Source organism: Chelativorans sp. AA-79 (assembly GCF_029457495.1).
GTDB lineage: Bacteria > Pseudomonadota > Alphaproteobacteria > Rhizobiales > Rhizobiaceae > Chelativorans.
Genome location: NZ_CP120361.1, coordinates 2,859,147 through 2,876,704 on the forward strand (window position 1 = coordinate 2,859,147; position 17,558 = coordinate 2,876,704).

19 protein-coding genes are annotated in these 17,558 nt (G+C 63.2%); 12 read left to right on the forward strand and 7 right to left on the reverse strand.

Annotated elements, in window-relative coordinates; all coding sequences use genetic code 11:
• The first annotated feature begins 296 nt into the window (after positions 1–296).
• Positions 297–1,748 carry a TrkH family potassium uptake protein gene (locus tag PVE73_RS13895; protein ID WP_277362821.1) on the forward strand — a complete coding sequence of 484 codons (1,452 nt, stop codon included), beginning with the start codon at positions 297–299 and terminating at the stop codon, positions 1,746–1,748.
• Here the strand turns inward: PVE73_RS13895 and PVE73_RS13900 are convergent.
• From PVE73_RS13900 to PVE73_RS13910, 3 genes are all read right to left on the reverse strand, one after another.
• Complete coding sequence (locus PVE73_RS13900; protein ID WP_277362822.1) at positions 1,671–3,686, reverse strand: L,D-transpeptidase family protein; 2,016 nt, start codon at positions 3,684–3,686, stop codon at positions 1,671–1,673. The genes PVE73_RS13895 and PVE73_RS13900 overlap by 78 nt on opposite strands.
• 267 nt (positions 3,687–3,953) lie before the next feature.
• Positions 3,954–4,589 carry a pyridoxamine 5'-phosphate oxidase family protein gene (locus PVE73_RS13905; protein ID WP_277362823.1) on the reverse strand — a complete coding sequence of 212 codons (636 nt, stop codon included), beginning with the start codon at positions 4,587–4,589 and terminating at the stop codon, positions 3,954–3,956.
• Complete coding sequence (locus PVE73_RS13910) at positions 4,579–4,932, reverse strand: DUF971 domain-containing protein (RefSeq protein WP_277362824.1); 354 nt, start codon at positions 4,930–4,932, stop codon at positions 4,579–4,581. The genes PVE73_RS13905 and PVE73_RS13910 overlap by 11 nt, the downstream gene beginning before the upstream one ends.
• Positions 4,933–5,080: 148 nt before the next feature.
• Between PVE73_RS13910 and moaA the strand changes: the two genes are divergently transcribed.
• The 10 genes from moaA to PVE73_RS13960 all read left to right on the forward strand — a co-directional run bounded on the left by moaA (position 5,081) and on the right by PVE73_RS13960 (position 13,503).
• Positions 5,081–6,088 (forward strand): GTP 3',8-cyclase MoaA, encoded by a 1,008-nt coding sequence (gene moaA / locus PVE73_RS13915; RefSeq protein WP_277362825.1) that lies wholly within the window; start codon positions 5,081–5,083, stop codon positions 6,086–6,088.
• Positions 6,089–6,172: 84 nt separating this feature from the next.
• Positions 6,173–7,093: a DMT family transporter gene (locus tag PVE73_RS13920; protein WP_277362826.1), complete on the forward strand. Its 921-nt coding sequence runs from the start codon at positions 6,173–6,175 to the stop codon at positions 7,091–7,093.
• Between the two features lie 22 nt (positions 7,094–7,115).
• Complete coding sequence (locus PVE73_RS13925) at positions 7,116–8,321, forward strand: multidrug effflux MFS transporter (RefSeq protein ID WP_277362827.1); 1,206 nt, start codon at positions 7,116–7,118, stop codon at positions 8,319–8,321.
• Between the two features lie 63 nt (positions 8,322–8,384).
• Entirely contained in the window at positions 8,385–8,948 is a 564-nt protein-coding gene (mobA, locus tag PVE73_RS13930) for a molybdenum cofactor guanylyltransferase MobA (RefSeq protein WP_346772420.1), read from the forward strand.
• On the forward strand, positions 8,945–9,451 hold the full coding sequence (mobB, locus tag PVE73_RS13935; RefSeq protein ID WP_277362829.1) for a molybdopterin-guanine dinucleotide biosynthesis protein B: 507 nt from the start codon (positions 8,945–8,947) through the stop codon (positions 9,449–9,451). The genes mobA and mobB overlap by 4 nt, the downstream gene beginning before the upstream one ends.
• Before the next feature lie 115 nt (positions 9,452–9,566).
• Positions 9,567–10,352 carry an ABC transporter substrate-binding protein gene (locus tag PVE73_RS13940; protein WP_277367457.1) on the forward strand — a complete coding sequence of 262 codons (786 nt, stop codon included), beginning with the start codon at positions 9,567–9,569 and terminating at the stop codon, positions 10,350–10,352.
• 157 nt (positions 10,353–10,509) lie between these two features.
• Positions 10,510–11,223, forward strand: a complete 714-nt coding sequence (locus tag PVE73_RS13945; RefSeq protein WP_277362830.1) for an ABC transporter permease — start codon at positions 10,510–10,512, stop codon at positions 11,221–11,223.
• Positions 11,220–12,053: an ABC transporter permease gene (locus PVE73_RS13950; RefSeq protein ID WP_277362831.1), complete on the forward strand. Its 834-nt coding sequence runs from the start codon at positions 11,220–11,222 to the stop codon at positions 12,051–12,053. The genes PVE73_RS13945 and PVE73_RS13950 overlap by 4 nt, the downstream gene beginning before the upstream one ends.
• A gap of 20 nt (positions 12,054–12,073) precedes the next feature.
• Positions 12,074–12,943 carry an NAD(P)-dependent oxidoreductase gene (locus tag PVE73_RS13955; RefSeq protein ID WP_277362832.1) on the forward strand — a complete coding sequence of 290 codons (870 nt, stop codon included), beginning with the start codon at positions 12,074–12,076 and terminating at the stop codon, positions 12,941–12,943.
• A gap of 5 nt (positions 12,944–12,948) precedes the next feature.
• Positions 12,949–13,503 carry a DUF3299 domain-containing protein gene (locus PVE73_RS13960; protein ID WP_277362833.1) on the forward strand — a complete coding sequence of 185 codons (555 nt, stop codon included), beginning with the start codon at positions 12,949–12,951 and terminating at the stop codon, positions 13,501–13,503.
• A 9-nt stretch (positions 13,504–13,512) separates the two neighbouring features.
• Here PVE73_RS13960 and PVE73_RS13965 read toward each other — a convergent pair whose 3' ends face one another.
• The 4 genes from PVE73_RS13965 to PVE73_RS13980 all read right to left on the reverse strand — a co-directional run bounded on the left by PVE73_RS13965 (position 13,513) and on the right by PVE73_RS13980 (position 15,903).
• Positions 13,513–14,004, reverse strand: coding sequence for an Lrp/AsnC family transcriptional regulator (locus PVE73_RS13965; RefSeq protein WP_277362834.1), 492 nt, complete (start codon positions 14,002–14,004; stop codon positions 13,513–13,515).
• A gap of 87 nt (positions 14,005–14,091) precedes the next feature.
• Positions 14,092–14,712, reverse strand: a complete 621-nt coding sequence (locus PVE73_RS13970) for a uracil-DNA glycosylase family protein (RefSeq protein WP_277367458.1) — start codon at positions 14,710–14,712, stop codon at positions 14,092–14,094.
• 16 nt (positions 14,713–14,728) lie between these two features.
• On the reverse strand, positions 14,729–15,340 hold the full coding sequence (locus PVE73_RS13975; RefSeq protein WP_277362835.1) for a glutathione S-transferase: 612 nt from the start codon (positions 15,338–15,340) through the stop codon (positions 14,729–14,731).
• A complete protein-coding gene (locus PVE73_RS13980; protein WP_277362836.1) occupies positions 15,337–15,903 on the reverse strand; it encodes a thermonuclease family protein in 567 nt (188 codons plus the stop codon). Before PVE73_RS13980 ends, PVE73_RS13975 begins: the two co-directional genes overlap by 4 nt.
• A 129-nt stretch (positions 15,904–16,032) precedes the next feature.
• Here PVE73_RS13980 and PVE73_RS13985 point away from each other — a divergent pair, with 129 nt between their 5' ends.
• The gene (locus PVE73_RS13985; RefSeq protein WP_277362837.1) at positions 16,033–17,556 is read left to right on the forward strand and encodes a HAMP domain-containing sensor histidine kinase; all 1,524 of its coding nucleotides are present in this window, start codon (positions 16,033–16,035) and stop codon (positions 17,554–17,556) included.
• Positions 17,557–17,558 lie beyond the last annotated feature (2 nt).

Here is a 17,558-nt window from a genome sequence, read left to right on the forward strand (position 1 = left end):
GGCCGGCCCGGTTCTCCAGAAGCACGACGTTTTCGCGTTACTGGCGCGCAAGGCGGATCTTGCTGGTCTTCCGGCGCGGAACGTACTATGGGCGGGGTCGAACGATCCGGCGCAGCCAGCGTGATTCAAAGATGATCCGCATTTTCGACATCCCACGGCCTGTCTCCTCTCTCCCGGTTATGCGTCACGGATCGACGTCCTCTCATCCGTCCCGCCCTCGTTGAAGGGAGGTGCGGACGGGAACGCTGAGAACGCCCTAGACTGAAATCAAGCATCCAATCCGGAAGCCCACCAACGTGCACGGTTCCATCGTCCGGGCGGCCGCCTATGTGGCCTCCATCTTCTCCCTCTATATCGCCGGGGTGATGCTCATTCCCGCGGCGGTCGACCTCTATTACGGCCATAGCGATTGGCAGATCTTCGCGGTCTGCTCCGTCACCACCGGCGCCATCGCGCTCACCGTGGCGGCGGCGACGCGCGACCGCACGCCAGTGCGCTCGACGCGTCTTGCTTTCCTGCTCGTCGTGGTGCTGTGGGTCACGCTCGGCGTCATCGCCGCTTTGCCGCTCTATGCGGCTCTGGACATCACATTCGCCGGCGCGGTCTTCGAATCCATTTCCGCCATCACCACGACGGGATCCACCGTGCTCTCCGGCCTCGATGAACTGCCACCTGGCCTTCTGCTCTGGCGGTCGCTTCTGAACGGGATCGGCGGCCTCGGCGTCGTGGTGCTCGGACTCTTCTTTCTGCCCTTCCTCAATGTCGGCAGCTTCTCCTATTTCCAGATCGAATCCTCGGATATAGAGGAGCGTCCCTTCGATCGCCTCGCGAGCTTCCTGCGCGCACTCGTGGCCATCTATCTCGTGCTGGTGGTGCTTTGCGCCGTGAGCTACGCTCTGGCCGGCATGAGCACCTTCGACGCAATCAATCATTCGATGACGACGATCGCCACCGGAGGTTTCTCCACCCATGACGCCTCATTCGGATATTTCGACAGCAAGCCCATCCTCTGGGTCTCCATCGTTTTCATGATCCTGGGCGCCCTGCCCTTCTCCATCCTGATTCTCTTCGTCGTGCGCGGCCGGCTCGATGCCCTCCGCGATCCCCAGATCCGGCTGTTTCTCACCTACACGGCCGTGATCGTGCTCGCGGTCGCCATCCACAGGCGAGTCGTGAACGAAATTCCCTTCGGCGATGCGCTCACGAGTTCGGCGTTCAACCTCGTGTCCATCATCACCACGACAGGTTATTCAAGCGAGGACTACACGCTTTGGGAGCCGTTCGCGGTCGTCATGGTCTTCTTCGCGACCTTTCTCGGCGGCTGTTCCGGCTCCACCTCGGGGGCGATCAAGGCCTACCGCTTCTTCGTCCTCGGACGCATGCTGCAGAACGGGCTGCGCACCCTGATCTACGGGCGCTCGGTGCAGCCGCTACGATACGGCACACGCATCATCGACGAGGAGATGCAGCGCTCGGTCGTGCTCTTCATGATCGCATTCTTCGCGGTATGGGTCGCCGGCAGCATCGCACTTGCGGCCGGCAATCTCGATATCCTGACGGCGATCACGGCGACGCTCACCGCGCTCACCAATGTGGGCCCCGGGCTCGGACCGATCGTCGGCCCGGCCGGGAACTTTTCCACCTTGAATGATTACGCCCTGTGGATCCTTTCAGCGAGTATGCTGCTCGGCCGCCTGGAGATCCTTGCCGTCCTCGTGCTTCTCACGCCAACCTTCTGGCGCAACTAGCAGCGGGTCGGCGCCTGCCCGGCGCCCGGCTTCCACCTTGGCCAGCGCCTTGCGGAGATGCGCGTCCCGCTCATAGATGTCGTCATAATAGGAGACGCTTCCCGACTGTCCGGGCCAGGCTGTGAAGTAGCCGACATAGACAGGAATCCTGCTTGGCACGTCACGGCGCATGTTGCGGCCCTTCCTCACCTCGCCGGCCACATCGTCCACCGTGGTGCGCAGAACGGCTGCCGCCATGGCGCGCGGATCCTCAAGTCTCACGCAGCCATGGCTGTAGGCCCGGCTCGCACGGCTGAAGAGCGATTTCTCCGGGGTGTCGTGCATATAGATGTCATGACTGTTGGGGAACATTATCTTCAGTTCGCCCAAGGCGTTCCGAGACCCGGGCGGCTGACGGACGCCGTAGGGGACATTCGCCCCGTAGGCCGACCAGTTCACTGCCGTGGACGAGACGCGCTTGCCGCGTGGATCGATCACTTCGTAGCCCGCCCGGTCCAGATAGCCGGGATCCCGCCGCAGCTTGGGCAGCATCTCGTTGACGATGATCGAGCGCGGCACGCCCCAATAGGGATTGAACTCCACATATTCGATCTCGTCATGGAAGAAATAGGTCTGGCTCGAGGGCTTCCCCACCACCGCATTCATGGAAAGCTTCTCGACGCCGTCCTCGCTATAGCTTGCGGTGAAGGACGGCGCGTTGATCATCACGCGCGTGCTGCCGAGATAGGAGGGGTGCCAGCGCAGCCGCTCCATGGAAAGCAGCACTTTCTGAATGCGCTCCGCCTTCGATTCCCCGGCAAGCGCGTTCACGGTGCGCGAGCCGACAATCCCGTCCGGCTTGAGGTTGTGCTGCCTTTGCGCGGCCTTGATGATGGGAACGAGTTCCTTTGCGTAGGTCTCGCTGCCCAGATGCGCCACGAGGAGGGCGCCGTGCTCGGCGCGGAATTCGTCGTCGGCATCGCGCTCTATGATGCGCAGGATCTTCGAGAATTCCGGATGGCTTCCACCCGGCCGCACGAACGTATCCCGCGCGACGGCGATCTCGTCGCCGGCCTCCGCGCGCAGCGTCTTCAGCTCCTGACCGAGCGCCGCGAAAAGCTCGTTCTGCGGGTGGAGCGAATGGAGATAGGCGACCGGTTTCGCGGTGTAGGCGAGGACCTGGAGCACGGTCTTCTCATCGAACCGCTTGGTGGGGAAGTCATGATAGCCCGAAAGTTTGTCGGGATCGAGCCGGCCGAGCTTGGCGTCGCGCGCATAGCGCAGCACCCGCGCCGTAAGCGCCATCTCGAAACGCACGAGCGCTTTCATGCGGTCGTCCGGATTTGCGACGAGCGCGTCCGCCGGAAGAGGCACGTGCACCGCGTAGTCGACGTGGGACAGACCGAAGGAATCGGCATTGCCCAGCACGTCTAGGACCTTGTCGGCGCGTTCGTTCGGGCCGCTCTCGTCGACCCAGATGAAATGGGGGTTTTCGGCGTAATATTCGACGAGTGCCGCGGCGATCTTCTTCTCGGCGAGAAGTTCGAAACCGGACAGGCCATCGAGCGCCTTGATGAAGGATGAAGCGGCGTCATCGCCGACCGAGCCCGATACGGCCGAGGTGAGCCCCGCAAAGTCTACTCTGGCGAGAGGAGGTGCGGCGAAGTCATGAAAGCGCGGCGCTGCGATCTGGGCAGCGGGCGGGGTTTGCCTTTGCGGGACTGCCCTTTGCGCCCCTTCGGGGCCAGCGCGCCCGGGCGCCACGTTCCTCTGCGGAACCGCGTTCCGCCATCCGCCGTCGCGCCCTTGCTGCATCTGGGCGGAACTGCCCTGCGTTCCCCGGTCTCCGAACAGGATGTCGAACAGATAGCGCTCGGCGCCGGCCGGCGAGGTCGAGCCAAGCAGGGCCGCTGTCAATGCCAGCGTTGAAAGCCCCGATCCCAGGAACGTCTTCGTCACGAAAAGCACCTCTTTTGCCTGCTCGCCACTGCCAAAGCCTTGCCGCCCGCCATCAGAAGCGGTTGCGGCTATAAATCTCGGTCGAAACTATACTGATTCAATGAAATCACCGATGGCCACGATGGCCTCCTCCCGTAACTAAATCGTAAAGATCGCCTGGGGTGAGGCGCGGCCGGATCCGAAACCGCAACGGTTTCCTCCCGCGGAATCACAATCCGCGTTCTGCGTTCTGGGATTAACGCTCCGGCCGAGCGAAAGCTCTGTCCGTCACCACATCGTCTTCGCCGCGCGCTCTGGCCATTCGGCGTCATAAGCTTGCCCGTCGACCTCACCGCGGCTCAGTTCATCGAGCATGTCGCCCGGCGTGGGCAAGCTGCGGGGGTCGACCTTCGCGCCCTCTTCCCACAGGCGCGACCGGTGGATCGCCCGCGCGCATTGAAAATAGATGCTGTCGATCCCGATCACGATCACTGAGCGCGGTGCCCTGCCCTCGACCGCAAAGGATGCACGCAGCTCTTCGTCGATGGAAATCCGCGCCCGTCCGTTCACGCGCAACGTGGTGCCGGATCCGGGCACCAGGAAGAGGAGACCGACGCGCCCCTCGCGCACGATGTTCCGCAGCGAGTCGGTGCGGTTGTTGCCGCGCCGGTCCGGCATCAGCAGGGTGTGCTCGTCGCGTATGCGCACGAAGCCCGGCTGGTCGCCGCGCGGGGAGCAGTCGAGACCCTCGGGACCTGCGGTGGCAAGTGCCACGAACGGAGAGGCCTCGATGAAGGCCGCATAGGCGGGGATGATTCGGTCGATTTCCTTGACGAGGGAGGTCCGCCCCGGCCGACCGTAGAGCGCTTCAAGCTCCTCTACGGTCTCGATGAACTGCGGACGGGAAAGCTCTTCAACGTTCACGGCTCAATCCTTTCTCTTCGAGTTCACGCAGATAGTCCTGCCATAGCCGGTCGCGCTCATGGCCGAGTTCCGCGAGATAGCTCCAAGTATAAAGGCCGGTTTCATGACCGTCGTTGAACACGATCCGGACGGCGTAATTGCCGACCGGATCGATGCGGGCGATCTCCACATCCTTTTTGCCGAAAACCGTCACCCGCTGGTCCGGGGAATGGCCCTGCACTTCGGCGGAGGGCGACAGAACGCGCAGCATCTCTGCACTGATTTCGACGGGCTCCTCGTCCGAAAATCTTGCAGTGAGAAATCTCCGGTCCCTGGAGACCCTCAACTCTTTCGGTGGTCGCATCGGCTTTCCTCCGCACGGCTTCCTACGCGACCGAACCGGGGATGAAAAGGCTCGATGGGAAATCGTTGCAGGGAGCGGGCCGGGGATGCTAGCTTCGGTTGAAAAGGCACGCTCCAGACCCGACATGGAACGGGTAACGAGGCATTTCATGGACGAACAGAGCAGCATGATCGATCCCTTTGGCCGCGCGATCACCTATCTGCGCGTGTCGGTGACCGATCGCTGCGACTTCCGCTGCGTCTATTGCATGGCGGAAGACATGCATTTCCTTCCCAAGAAGGACCTTTTGAGCCTTGAGGAGCTCGAGCGTCTTTGCAACGTGTTCATTGAAAAGGGCGTCAGGCGCCTGCGTCTTACGGGTGGCGAACCTCTCGTGCGCAAGAACATCATGCATCTCGTGCGACAGCTGTCGGGCCATCTTGAGACCGGCGCATTGGACGAATTGACGCTCACGACGAACGGTTCGCAGCTCGAGCGCTTTGCAGCGGAACTCGCGGAATACGGCGTGAAGCGCATCAATGTCTCCCTGGACACGCTCGATCCGGAGAAGTTCCGTGCCATCACGCGGTGGGGCGTTCTCGACCGCGTCATGCGCGGCATCGATGCGGCGCAGGCGGCGGGCCTCAGGATCAAGATCAACACGGTGGCGCTGCGCGGCTTCAACGAGGAAGAAATACCGGAGATGCTTCGCTGGGCGCATGGCCGCAGCATGGATATGACGGTGATCGAGACGATGCCGCTCGGCGAGGTTGATGTCGACCGCACGGATCAGTATCTGCCGCTCTCGGAACTCCGCGCGAATCTCGAGCAACAGTTCACTCTGGCCGACATCCCATACAAGACCGGAGGGCCGGCGCGTTATGTGGAATTGACCGAGACGGGCGGCAGGCTCGGCTTCATCACGCCCCTCACCCACAATTTCTGCGAAAGCTGCAACCGCGTGCGCATCACCTGCACGGGAACGCTCTATATGTGTCTGGGCCAGGAGGATGCCGCCGACCTGCGTGCGCCCTTGCGCGCATCCGAGGGCAACGAACTCCTTTCCCGCTCTATCGACGAGGCGATCGGCCGCAAGCCGAAGGGCCATGATTTCGTCATCGACCGCCATACGCATCGACCCGCCGTTTCCCGCCACATGAGCGTGACGGGCGGTTGACAATCGTTTCGTGGATCTGGCCCGATTGCCATTTCCCGCCGGCCGGTCATAAGTGAGGCTTACGAATCGATCATCGGATCCTCAGTGGCCCTTTCGGCAAATCTGCGCGGTGCCCTGTTCATGGCGGTTGCCATGGCCGGCTTCACCGTGAACGACACGCTGGTGAAATCGGTGCTGCCATCCATGAACATGGGACAGGCAATTCTCCTGCGTGGCGTCTTTGCGACCGCCCTCCTGGTCTTTCTCATTGCGCGCGCCGGCAGCGTCCCGCCGCTCCGGGTGCTTTCGGGCAAGGCCGTGCTCACGCGGGTGGCCTGCGAGATGACGGCCACCGTCTCCTTCATCTTCGCGCTTAGCCACCTGCCGCTCGCCAATGTCACGGCCGTTCTACAGGCCCTTCCGCTTGCCGTGACGATGGGAGCGACCTTCGTCTTTGCCGAGCCGGTCGGCTGGCGGCGCTGGAGCGCCATCGCGGTCGGCTTTCTCGGGGTGCTCGTGATCGTGCGCCCGGGTTTCGAAGGTTTCAGCGCCTGGTCGCTTCTGGCACTGGCCACCGTCGCTGCCTGCGCGGTGCGCGACCTCTCGACCCGCTTCATCCCCGCCGACGTGCCGACCGCTTGGGTTTCCGCGGCCACCGCTACAGGTGTCACGCTCTGCGGTCTCGTTCTCATCCCTCTTACGGGCGGCTGGACCCCGCTTACGCTGCCGTCTGCAGCCTTTCTCTTCGGCGCGGCCGGCGCCATCGTGATCGGCTACCAGTTCGTCATCATGGCGATGCGACAGGGAGAGATCTCCTTCATGGCCCCTTTCCGCTACACGGCTCTTCTATGGGCCGTCCTGCTCGGCTATCTCGTCTTCGGCGATGTGCCGGACGGCCTGATGCTGCTGGGATCAACCCTGGTGGTGGCTTCGGGGCTTTATGCACTCTACCGGGAACGCGTGGCGGGCCGGAAACGCCCGATCGCCGAAAGCACGGCTCCCGGCATGGCGCCGGACGGCGCTTGAGGAAACGGATCGACCGAAAGAAATGACCGTCCGGCCATTCGACAACACCACTCCGCCACATATCGCAACGCTCGTCGCCATGGCGGCGACTGCGTCGGTGGCAACCAATATCTTCCTGCCGTCGTTGCCGGGAATGGCGGAGCATTTCCAGGCCGACTACCGCCTTGTTCAGCTCACCGTCTCCCTTTATCTCGCCGCGACCGCCGTGCTGCAGCTCGGCATCGGGCCTGCTTCGGACCGGTTCGGCCGCCGGCCGGTGCTGCTTGCGAGCTTTGCGATCTTTTGCGCGGGAACGCTCGGTGCCGTCTTTGCGCCCACTATCGAGGTGCTGCTCGCATGCCGGGTGCTGCAGGCCTTCTCCGCTTCAGGAATGGTGCTGTCACGTGCGATCGTGCGCGATACCGTCGGATCCGACGAGGCGGCGAGTCGCATCGGCTATGTCACGATGGGCATGACGGTAGCGCCGATGGTTGCGCCGCTGATCGGCGGAATCCTCGACGAGGCCTATGGCTGGCAGTCAACCTTCCACCTTACCCTGCTCCTCGGTGGTCTCGCCCTGCTCCTGGCCTATCTCGATCTGGGTGAGACGAACATGCGTCCGTCCTCCAGCATCGCCGCCCAGTTCCGCGCCTATCCGGAGCTCTTCCGCTCGCGGCGGTTCTGGGGCTACGCGGCCACTGCCGGCTTTGCCTCCGGAGCCTTTTTCGCCTTTCTCGGCGGCGGTCCCTTCGTGGCGACGGAGATCCTTGGCCTGTCACCCTCCGGCTACGGGACGTATTTCATCCTGGTCGCCGCCGGCTACATGATCGGAAACTTCATTTCCGGCCGCTATTCCCGCGCCATCGGCATCAATCGCATGATGCTTTCCGGCAATGTGATCGCCGCATTCGGCACAGCGCTTTCCATTCCGCTCTTCCTGGCGGGCTACCACCATCCCCTCTCCTTCTTTGCGCCGACCTTCTTCGTCGGCATGGGCAACGGCATCACGCTTCCCAACGCCAATGCCGGCGTGGTGAGCGTGAGGCCGCATCTGGCCGGCTCCGCGTCTGGTCTGGGCGGCGCGTTCCAGATCGGTGCAGGTGCTGCCCTTTCGGTCGTCGCCGGTGCGCTGCTCACGACAGAGTCGGGGCCGTATCCCCTCCTCATCGTCATGTTCCTTTCGTCCATCTGCGGCGTTGCAGCGACGCTCTATGTGATGCAGGTTGCGCGTGAAAAGGGCGATCTCTGAGAAGAAGGACGCATGAGCGGCAGGATAGCGGGTGTCGTGCTGGCAGGCGGCCAATCCTCCCGGATGGGAGGTGGCGACAAGTCCCTGCGCACGATCGCCGGCCGCCCCATCCTCACGCATGTCATCGACAGGCTTCGCCCGCAGGTGGCATGCATGGCCATCAATGCCAACGGTGATGCGGCCCGCTTTGGATCCTTCGCTCTCCCGGTGATCTCCGATCCCCTCCCCGGGCTCGGGCCGCTCGGCGGTGTCCTTGCCGGTCTTGCCTGGGCGCGCGCCCAGGCGTGCCCGTATGTCACGACGGTCGCCTGCGATACGCCGTTCTTTCCGCGAGATCTGGTGGAACACTTCCTCGAGGCCGCGGACGGGGCCAGCCGCATCGTTCTGGGCAGCTCCGGCGGGCGTATACATCCGACCTTCGCGTTTTGGCCTGTCTCGCTGGCCGATGACCTGGAGGCGTTTTTGCGGACCAATGGTGCAGCTTCCATGCGCAGCTATGCCGGCGGGCGGGACGAGCCGATTGTGGTGGACTTTTCCATCGAAGGTGGCGTCGATCCCTTCTTCAACATCAATACGAAGCAAGATCTGGATGCTGCGGAGCGGATTGCGGCGGGGAGCAAGCGATGACTGCGGTGTTCGGCATCACCGGCTGGAAAAATTCGGGCAAGACCACGCTGACCGAGCGGCTCGTCGCCGAGTTTGCGCGGCGCGGCTTGCGCGTGGCTACGATAAAGCACGCGCATCACGCCTTCGACATCGACCAGCCGGGCACGGACTCGTTCCGCCACAGGGAGGCGGGTGCGACGGAGACGGCGATCGTATCCAGCCGCCGCTGGGCCATCATGCATGAGCTGCGTGGCGAGGACGAGCCGGGCCTGCCGGACATCCTGGCGCGGCTTTCCCCCTGCGCTCTCGTGCTCGTCGAGGGCTTCAAGACGGCGTCGCATCCGAAGATCGAATGCAGGAGGCTCGCCGCCAAGGACCGGGCGCCGCTCGCCGACCTGGTGCCCGGCATCGCCGCAATTGCCAGCGATCACCCGGTGGAGAGCGACCTTCCACATTTCGCCCTGGACGACATCGCGGCGATCGCGGACTTCGTCGCCGGGCGCTGCGCTCTCCACGCAAAGTGAAAAGCAGGCAATTGCAAAGCTTCAAGGTTGCAATTCCTCCACGAAGGGTGGGAATATCCCCTTCAGGCCACGGCATCCTCACAGATGGCCGGGCACAATAACAGAGAGGAACATGATGCGTATCAAACGGCGTATTGCACTCGGTCTTTCGGCAGCGTTCCTGGCGCTCACCGTCGGTGCGGCCCAGGCCCAGGAGAAGATGCAGATCAAGATCGGCACCGAGGGCGCCTACCCGCCTTTCAACTATCTGACGTCGGACGGCAAGCTGGAAGGCTTCGATGTCGATATCGCCCGGGCGCTGTGCGAGGAGATGAACGCCGAATGCGAATTTGTCACCCAGGATTGGGACGGCATGATCCCGGCGCTGCAGGCCGGCAAGTTCGACGCCATAATCGCCTCCATGTCCATCACCGACGAACGCAAGCAGCAGGTCGACTTTACGGAGAAATACTACAACACGCCGCCGGCGCTCGTGGTGTCGAAGGAGTCCGACATCACCGGCGTGACGAAGGAGGACCTCGCCGGCAAGGTGATCGGCGCCCAGGGTTCCACAACGCATGCCAATTTCGCCGAGGCGACCTTTCCCGACAGCGAGGTCAGGGTCTATCCCACCGCCGAGGAATATAAGCTCGACATGGTGAACGGCCGGCTTGACGCCGTCATCGACGACGTGATCGTGCTGCAGGACTGGCTGAAGACGCCTGACGGTGAGTGCTGCAAGGTGCTCGGCACGCTGCCGCCCGTCGAGGAAATCTACGGCGAGGGCATCGGCATCGCCATCCGCAAGGGCGAGGACGAACTGCGTGAGAAGTTCAACGCCGCGATCCAGGCCATCCGCGAAAACGGAACGTACGAGGAAATCAACGACAGGTACTTTGATTTCGATGTCTATGGCGGCTGAGGGCCACGCTGGCGGCGTAAGCCTTCGCGGCGGGAGAAATCCCGCCGCTTGACATGGCCGGGTATGCGCAGTTCAACGGCGCGCAGCGATTCCGGGCGGTCCGGCATGCCGGCAATTGCTCTTTCAAAACCGGAGACAGCAGGGGCGCGATCGGGAGATGGACGGCATTCTGACCTTCCTGAGCTTCGGCCCCGAGGGATGGAGCGACGAGATCGCGAGCGGCGTGCTCGTCACCGTCTTCCTTGCCCTTGCCACCTTGCCTTTCGGGCTTGCCGTGGGTTTCGCGGTGGCACTTGGAAAGATTTCTGCCGATTCCGCGCTTCGACTTGCGGCGAACATTTACACCACCATCTTCCGTGGTCTGCCGGAGCTGTTGACGCTCTTTCTGGTCTTCTATGGCGCGCAGATCGCCGTTCAGCAGGTGATGCGGCTCGCCGGCACCGGCGTCACCATCGAGATCAACGCTTTCGTGGCTGGCATGGTGGCGCTCGGAGCCGTCTTTTCCGCCTATGCGAGCGAGGTCTTCGTCTCGGCGTTCCGCGCCATCCCGCAGGGCCAGTATGAAGGCGCCTACGCCGTCGGGCTCTCCCGCTGGTGCACGATGCGGCTCGTCATCCTGCCGCAGCTCATCCGGCTCGCCCTTCCGGGGCTTTCCAATCTCTGGCTTATCCTGCTCAAGGAGACCTCGCTCGTCTCCGTCATCGGCCTTGCGGATATCCTGCGCCAGACCGGCGTGGCCGCGCGCGTGACCAAGGAGGCGTTCCTCTTCTTCGGTCTCGCCTGCCTCATCTATCTCGTCCTCGCGGTACTCTCCTCATTTGCGTTCAGCGCGATCGAGCGCCGCGTTTCCCTGAGCGGGCCGGCGCGATGAGCGTTTCCCATGGCGTAGAAGATTTCGACAACCTCCCTCCGCCGGGGACAGAGAGGCGATGGACCGGGGCGCGCATCACCGGCCTCACGCTGCTCGGACTCTGGGCGCTTATGGGCGCAGGGATTGTCTATTTCCTGGTTTCCTCCTGGAATCCGGAGATCGTTCAACGCTATGCGCCGGACTATCTCTCCGGCCTCTGGATCACAATCAAGCTCGTGGTGGTCTCGGTTGTGGCTGGCGCCCTCCTTTCCATACCGATCGCCTTCGGCCGTCGTTCGAAGAACCGTGTGGTTTCCTCCCTCGCTTATGCCTATGTCTATTTCTTCCGCGGCACGCCGCTTCTCGCCCAGACCTTTCTCGTCTATTACGGCCTCGGCTCCTTCCGCCCGGAGCTCCAGGCGATCGGGCTATGGACCTTCTTCAGGGACGCATGGTTTTGCGCTGTCTTCGCCTTCACGCTCAACACTGCGGCCTATCAGGCCGAGATCCTGCGCGGCGCGGTGGAAAGCGTCGGCCGCGGCCAGTGGGAGGCAGCGGCGGCCCTTGCGCTCCCGCGCTGGCAGACGCTGCGCAAGATCATCCTGCCCCAGGCGCTGCTCGTGGCGCTCCGCCCCTATGGCAACGAGGTCATCCTCATGATCAAGGGTTCGGCCATCGTTTCCATCATCACGGTCTATGACCTGATGGGCGAGACGCGTCGTGCCTTTTCGCGCAGTTTCGATTTCCAGACCTATGTCTGGGCCGCGCTCATCTATCTCGTCATGGTCGAGTTGCTGCGGATCACGATCGACCGCGTCGAGGGCCGGCTGACGCGACATCTGCACCGTTGACAGAAATGGAGGACAGCCGAATGGCAAAGGTAGCATTCATCGGACTTGGCGTGATGGGCTATCCGATGGCCGCGCATCTGAAGAACCGTGGCGGCCACGACGTGACCGTCTACAACCGCACCGCCGCCAAGGCCGAGAAGTGGGTGGCCGAGCACGGAGGCGCCCTCGCCCACACACCGGCTGAAGCCGCGCGCGACAAGGCGTTCGTCTTCTCCTGTGTCGGCAATGACGACGACCTGCGCTCCGTCACAACCGGCCCCGACGGCGCCTTTCAGTCGATGAGGCAGGGAGCGGTCTTCGTCGACAACACCACCGCGTCCGCGGAAGTCGCGCGCGAGCTGGCGGCCGAGGCCGGGACGCGCGGCTTCGATTTCATCGATGCGCCGGTCTCCGGCGGTCAGGCCGGCGCGGAGAACGGCGTGCTCACCGTCATGTGCGGCGGCGAGAAGGCCGCCTTCGAACGCGCGAAGCCTGTCATCGATTCTTATGCGCGCATGGTCGGCCTGATGGGACCCTCGGGCGCGGGCCAGCTTACAAAGATGGTCAACCAGATCTGCATCGCCGGCCTGGTCCAGGGCCTCGCCGAAGGAATCCATTTCGGCAAGAAGGCCGGCCTCGATATCGAGCAGGTGGTGGAAGTGATCTCCAAGGGAGCAGCCGGCTCCTGGCAGATGGAGAACCGCCACCAGACCATGAGTACCGGCCGGTACGATTTCGGCTTCGCCGTCGACTGGATGCGCAAGGATCTCGAAATCTGCCTTTCGGAGGCCGACCGCAACGGCGCAAAGCTGCCCGTCACCGCGCTCGTCGACCAGTTCTACAAGGAAGTACAGCAGATGGGCGGAAGCCGCTGGGACACCTCTTCGCTGCTGGCAAGGCTGGAAAGGTAGCTCTCATGAACACGACCGCGGGGTTCGCCGCCTCCACGGTTCTGCTGCTCCTCGCCGGGTGGACGGCCGACGCGGCGAGCCTGCAGATCGACTGGCGCGATCTCGTTCCGCCCGGCCAGGACATGCCCGCGCCGCAGAAGATCACCGCGGCACCATCGGCGGAGATGCCCGACATCGCGCTGACGAGGCGGTTTTCCGGCAGGGCGGTCCGGCTTTCGGGCTATCTCCTGCCGGCCGACCGGGAGGGCGACCTGGTCTATTCCTTCATGCTTGTGCCGCGCAGCGGGGCGTGCAGCCACATGGCGCAGCCGCCGGCGAGTCAGGTGGTCCGGGTCGTGCCCGAGAAGCCTTACCGGCTGAGCATGAATTACGAGCCGGTTTCCGTCACCGGCACGCTGAGTGCCGGCCTCGAGAAGACGCAGCTATTCATTCTCGACGGGACCGCCGTCATTCTCTCCGGGTACAAGATCAGCAAGGCCGCCGTGGAGCGCGATCCTAATGCCGCGCTGAACAAACCGGTAACGCCGTGGAGATTTCTGGACACATCCGCATTCGACTAGCCGACTGTCTCAGGCCGCCGAACTTGCCGGTTCCTTGTCGAGCACGAGATAATCGAGCGGCAGTTCAGTCGTGTATTTGATCTGCTCCATGGCGAAGGCCGAGGACACGTCGCGAATCTCGATCTTAGAGATCAGCCTCTTGTAAAAGGCGTCATAGGCGGCAATGTCGGGCACCACGACGCGCAGGAGATAGTCGACATCGCCGCTCATACGGTAAAACTCAACCACCTCCGGGAATTCCTTGATGACCTCCGAGAAGCGGCGCAACCACTCGTGGCTGTGCGCATTGGTGCGGATCGACACGAAGACGGTGACGCGCGCATTCACCTTCACCGGGTCCAGCAGCGCCACCCGCCTGCGGATCACGCCCTCCTCTTCCAGCTTCTGGATGCGCCGCCAACAGGGCGTGGTCGAAAGTCCGACTTTCTTGGCGACATCGGCCACCGCAAGGGTGGCATTTTCCTGCAGGAGGCGCAGGATCTTTCGGTCGAGGCGGTCCATGGATCATCTCTATCGGAAATTTTTTCCAAAAATGCATGACTTTCGCGCCAGAAACAAGAACAATTTTCCAATTGCGCGAAACCTCAATCAGAGAAACCGCTGCACTTCAGCCTGTAGGGCGGGAAGCAGTTCAGCCTCGAACCACGGGTTCTTGCGAATCCATCCAGTGTTGCGCCAGGAAGGGTGCGGGAGAGGAAAGGCACGGGGGTAGCGCGAGACGTTGAGGATCGTGCGCCAGTCCCGCACCGTCTCCGTCATGCTCTTTCGCCTTTCTCCACCGAGGTGCCAAGCCTGCGCATACTGGCCGATGGCCAGCAGAAGTTCGATCTGCGGCAGTTCACTGATCAATCGGCTGCGCCATGCCGGCGCGCATTCGCGGCGCGGCGGTAGATCGCTGCCCTTATCGTCATACCCCGGAAAACAGAAACCCATCGGCACGATCGCGAATTTGTCGGGATCGTAGAACTCTTCGCGGCCAACGCCCAGCCATTCGCGAAGCCGGTCGCCCGACCGGTCGTCGAAAGGAAGGCCGGATGCGTGGACGCGCGCACCCGGCGCCTGACCTACGATCAGGATACGCGCGCTGCGTGAGGCGACGACCACGGGGCGCGGCTGATGCGGCAGCGATGGTCCTTGCGGCCGATCGCGGCAGAGCCGGCAGGCACGAATCTGGCCCAGCAACGTTTCCAGCGTGTCGTCCATTCGCATGTCGAGGAAATCAGCTTTATGCGGAAGCGCTCGGTCTTGCGGCGATGTCATCATACCAGCGCCTGACATGGTCGAGCCCTTCCGGCATTTCAATGCGGGCGGGCTTCATGAACTGGACAGCCACGAATCCCGTTATATCGGCAATGCTGAGCACATCGCCTGCAATAAATTGCCGCCCCGCCAGCTCGCTATCGAGAAAGTGCAGGAATTCCCGCGCCTTCGGCTTGTTTGCCTCGCCCCATTCGGAAACCTGGGGCACTTCCCATTCCCGCATCGCCGGATGAAGGTGCCGGAAGGCAGCCGCGACAGCCCCGAAGAGCCCGAACTCAATGCGCCTTTGCCACATCTCCACCACGGCGCGGCCGAGCGCGCCGCGGCCGAACAGCGCCGGCTCCGGGGAAAGCTCCTCGAAATAGCGGCAGATGGCGACGGTTTCGGTTAGCACCGTGCCGTCGTCGAGTTCCAGGATGGGGAGGCGCTGTAGCGGGTTCAGCCGCGTCATGGTCTCGCCGCGGTGCTCCATCGCCGCCATATCGACCGGCACCAACGGCACTGATACCCCCTTTTCTGCAAGGAAGACGCGCACACGCCGCGGATTGGGTGCCCTGCCGCCGTCGTATAGCTTCATGCCGGTTCCTCCGTTCGTTGTATCCCGAGCAACTGCCTCAGGAAGTTCACGGTCAGCGCCATCCAATCATGCCGTGCCTCCTCAGGCGCCTGCCGGCGCCGGCGCCAGTCCTGCGGGGCATCGAAATCGCCCGCCCACAGTCCCTTTCGTGTGCCACGCGCTTCCGCTTCCGCGCCCGCATAGTCGCCGTAGGAGACCGCCCAGCCGGCTTCCACCATCGCCTTCCCAACGTCACGTCCGCCCGCCTCGCAGCGGGCAAGCAGGCGGCCGTAGCGGTCACGCTCCCAGCCTTGGCAGACAACGGAACGGGCTCCCGTCATCTCGACCATGGCCCTTCGCGCCCGCTCGCCGCAGGCATAGGAACGGCCGTCTCGCGTGCATTCCTGGTCAAATTCGGGAGCGTCGATCCCGCGCAGACGGATGCGCTGGCCGTGAAGTGTCAGGCTGTCACCGTCATTGACTGTCACGGAGCCCGAAAGCCGCTGCATCGCCACCTGGTCGAGGCGGGCCACTGAAAGCGCCAGGAGCAGGAGGATGGCGCCTGCCAGCGCGACGTCTCCCAACCGACGCCATGGCCGCGGCTTTGCAGCGCGGCGCCAATGACTTCGGCGACTTACACGCATTGCCTGAAGGGTCTCTTAATCATTCGCGCATAAATTTGGTGAAACGATGCCGGGAACGCGAAGCAGCCAATGGCGCTGAACCAAAGCCATATCGCGGACAAGTTCATTGTGGACCGCAGAAAGCCTCACCGCAACAGCGAGGTGGCCGAGGCCGTGCGGCGCACGCGAAACAGGCTTTCCCAGGCGGCTGCCGGGAACCCGGACTTCGACCGGGAAATGCTGAAGATCCACGCGCGGGCCATCCTCGACAGCGCTCCGGCGATCTTCCTTCTCCTTTTCGTCGTCGGCGGCGTGGGGATGACGATCAACCCGGCGAGGGAGATGCTCGTCTGGAGCATTTTGATCATTGGCGGCTATGCCTCCCTCTTTTCGTTCGCGTGGCGGGTCGACCGGCTCGCCCTTGCCGAGATCAGTACACGTGGCCTGCGGAGCTGGTTTCTGATCCTGCACTTCCTGACCGGCGTCGGATGGGCCTATCTCGTTTCGCTCGACTGTCGCGGATGCGGCTTCGACCATTTCCCCGTCGTCGTTGCGATCGTCCTCTTGATGATGATCGCTGCTACCGCGCTGGTCGCCTCGTCCCTGCATGGCGCCATTCTGGCCACTTTCGCGCTGCCGGTGGCTGCCTATGCGTTCCTCTATATCCAGCTTCCGCTGGATGTCGAGCCGATCATGGCGGGACTCCTGATCCTGTCCCTGCCCTTCTTCAGCCACGTCGCCTCCCAGCGCAACCACGCGGCGGTCAATCTTCTCGGTTTTCGCAGCGAGAACGACGCGCTGATCGCGGAGCTCGAGACAGCCAAGGCCGTATCGGACGAAGCGCGCCGCCGGGCGGAGGAAGCGAATCTCGCGAAATCCCGCTTCCTGGCATCGATGAGCCACGAATTGCGCACTCCCCTCAACGCAATTCTCGGCTTCTCCGAGGTGATGGCCAAGGAGGTTCTGGGGCCGATCCAGAACGAGACCTATCGCGAGTACGCGAAGGACGTGCACGAATCGGGCCAGCACCTGCTCGAACTCATCAATGAGATCCTCGATCTTTCGCGCATCGAGGCAGGACGGTACCAGCTCAACGAAGAGCCGCTCGAACTGGCCGATATCGTGCAGGAGTGCTGCCGGATGATGGAGCTGAAAATCAAGGCCAAGGGGATCACGCTTGCCCAGCAATACGAACCCACCCTTCTCCGCCTGCTCGCCGACGAGCGCGCCCTGCGCCAGATCACGCTCAACCTGCTCTCAAACGCGGTGAAGTTCACACCTTCGGGCGGCGAAATACTGGTGCGGGTGGGCTGGACGGCGGGCGGTGGGCAGTACATCTCCGTCAAGGACAATGGGCCCGGCATTCCGGAAGACGAAATGCCCGTCGTGCTGTCGGCTTTCGGCCAGGGCTCGATCGCCATCAAGGGCGCCGAACAAGGCACCGGTCTCGGCCTGCCGATCGTCCAGGGACTGGCGAACCTCCACGGAGGCGTGCTGAAGCTCAAATCCAAGCTGCGCGAGGGCACGGAGGGAATCGTCGCCTTCCCGCGCAGCCGCGTGATGGAGAAGGTTCCTGCCGCCCCGAAGCATCCGGCAAAGCGCGCGGTCGGCTGAAG

Coding starts and splice junctions, on each gene's coding strand:
- PVE73_RS13950 (WP_277362831.1), top strand. CDS start 11,220: ATGAGCGTTTCCCATGGCGTAGAAGATTTCGACAACCTCCCTCCGCCG.
- PVE73_RS13960 (WP_277362833.1), top strand. CDS start 12,949: ATGAACACGACCGCGGGGTTCGCCGCCTCCACGGTTCTGCTGCTCCTC.
- PVE73_RS13945 (WP_277362830.1), top strand. CDS start 10,510: ATGGACGGCATTCTGACCTTCCTGAGCTTCGGCCCCGAGGGATGGAGC.
- mobB (WP_277362829.1), top strand. CDS start 8,945: ATGACTGCGGTGTTCGGCATCACCGGCTGGAAAAATTCGGGCAAGACC.
- PVE73_RS13955 (WP_277362832.1), top strand. CDS start 12,074: ATGGCAAAGGTAGCATTCATCGGACTTGGCGTGATGGGCTATCCGATG.
- PVE73_RS13925 (WP_277362827.1), top strand. CDS start 7,116: ATGACCGTCCGGCCATTCGACAACACCACTCCGCCACATATCGCAACG.
- PVE73_RS13975 (WP_277362835.1), bottom strand. CDS start 15,340: ATGAAGCTATACGACGGCGGCAGGGCACCCAATCCGCGGCGTGTGCGC.
- PVE73_RS13985 (WP_277362837.1), top strand. CDS start 16,033: ATGGCGCTGAACCAAAGCCATATCGCGGACAAGTTCATTGTGGACCGC.
- moaA (WP_277362825.1), top strand. CDS start 5,081: ATGGACGAACAGAGCAGCATGATCGATCCCTTTGGCCGCGCGATCACC.
- PVE73_RS13910 (WP_277362824.1), bottom strand. CDS start 4,932: ATGCGACCACCGAAAGAGTTGAGGGTCTCCAGGGACCGGAGATTTCTC.
- PVE73_RS13970 (WP_277367458.1), bottom strand. CDS start 14,712: ATGCGAATGGACGACACGCTGGAAACGTTGCTGGGCCAGATTCGTGCC.
- mobA (WP_346772420.1), top strand. CDS start 8,385: ATGGGAGGTGGCGACAAGTCCCTGCGCACGATCGCCGGCCGCCCCATC.
- PVE73_RS13940 (WP_277367457.1), top strand. CDS start 9,567: ATGCGTATCAAACGGCGTATTGCACTCGGTCTTTCGGCAGCGTTCCTG.
- PVE73_RS13965 (WP_277362834.1), bottom strand. CDS start 14,004: ATGGACCGCCTCGACCGAAAGATCCTGCGCCTCCTGCAGGAAAATGCC.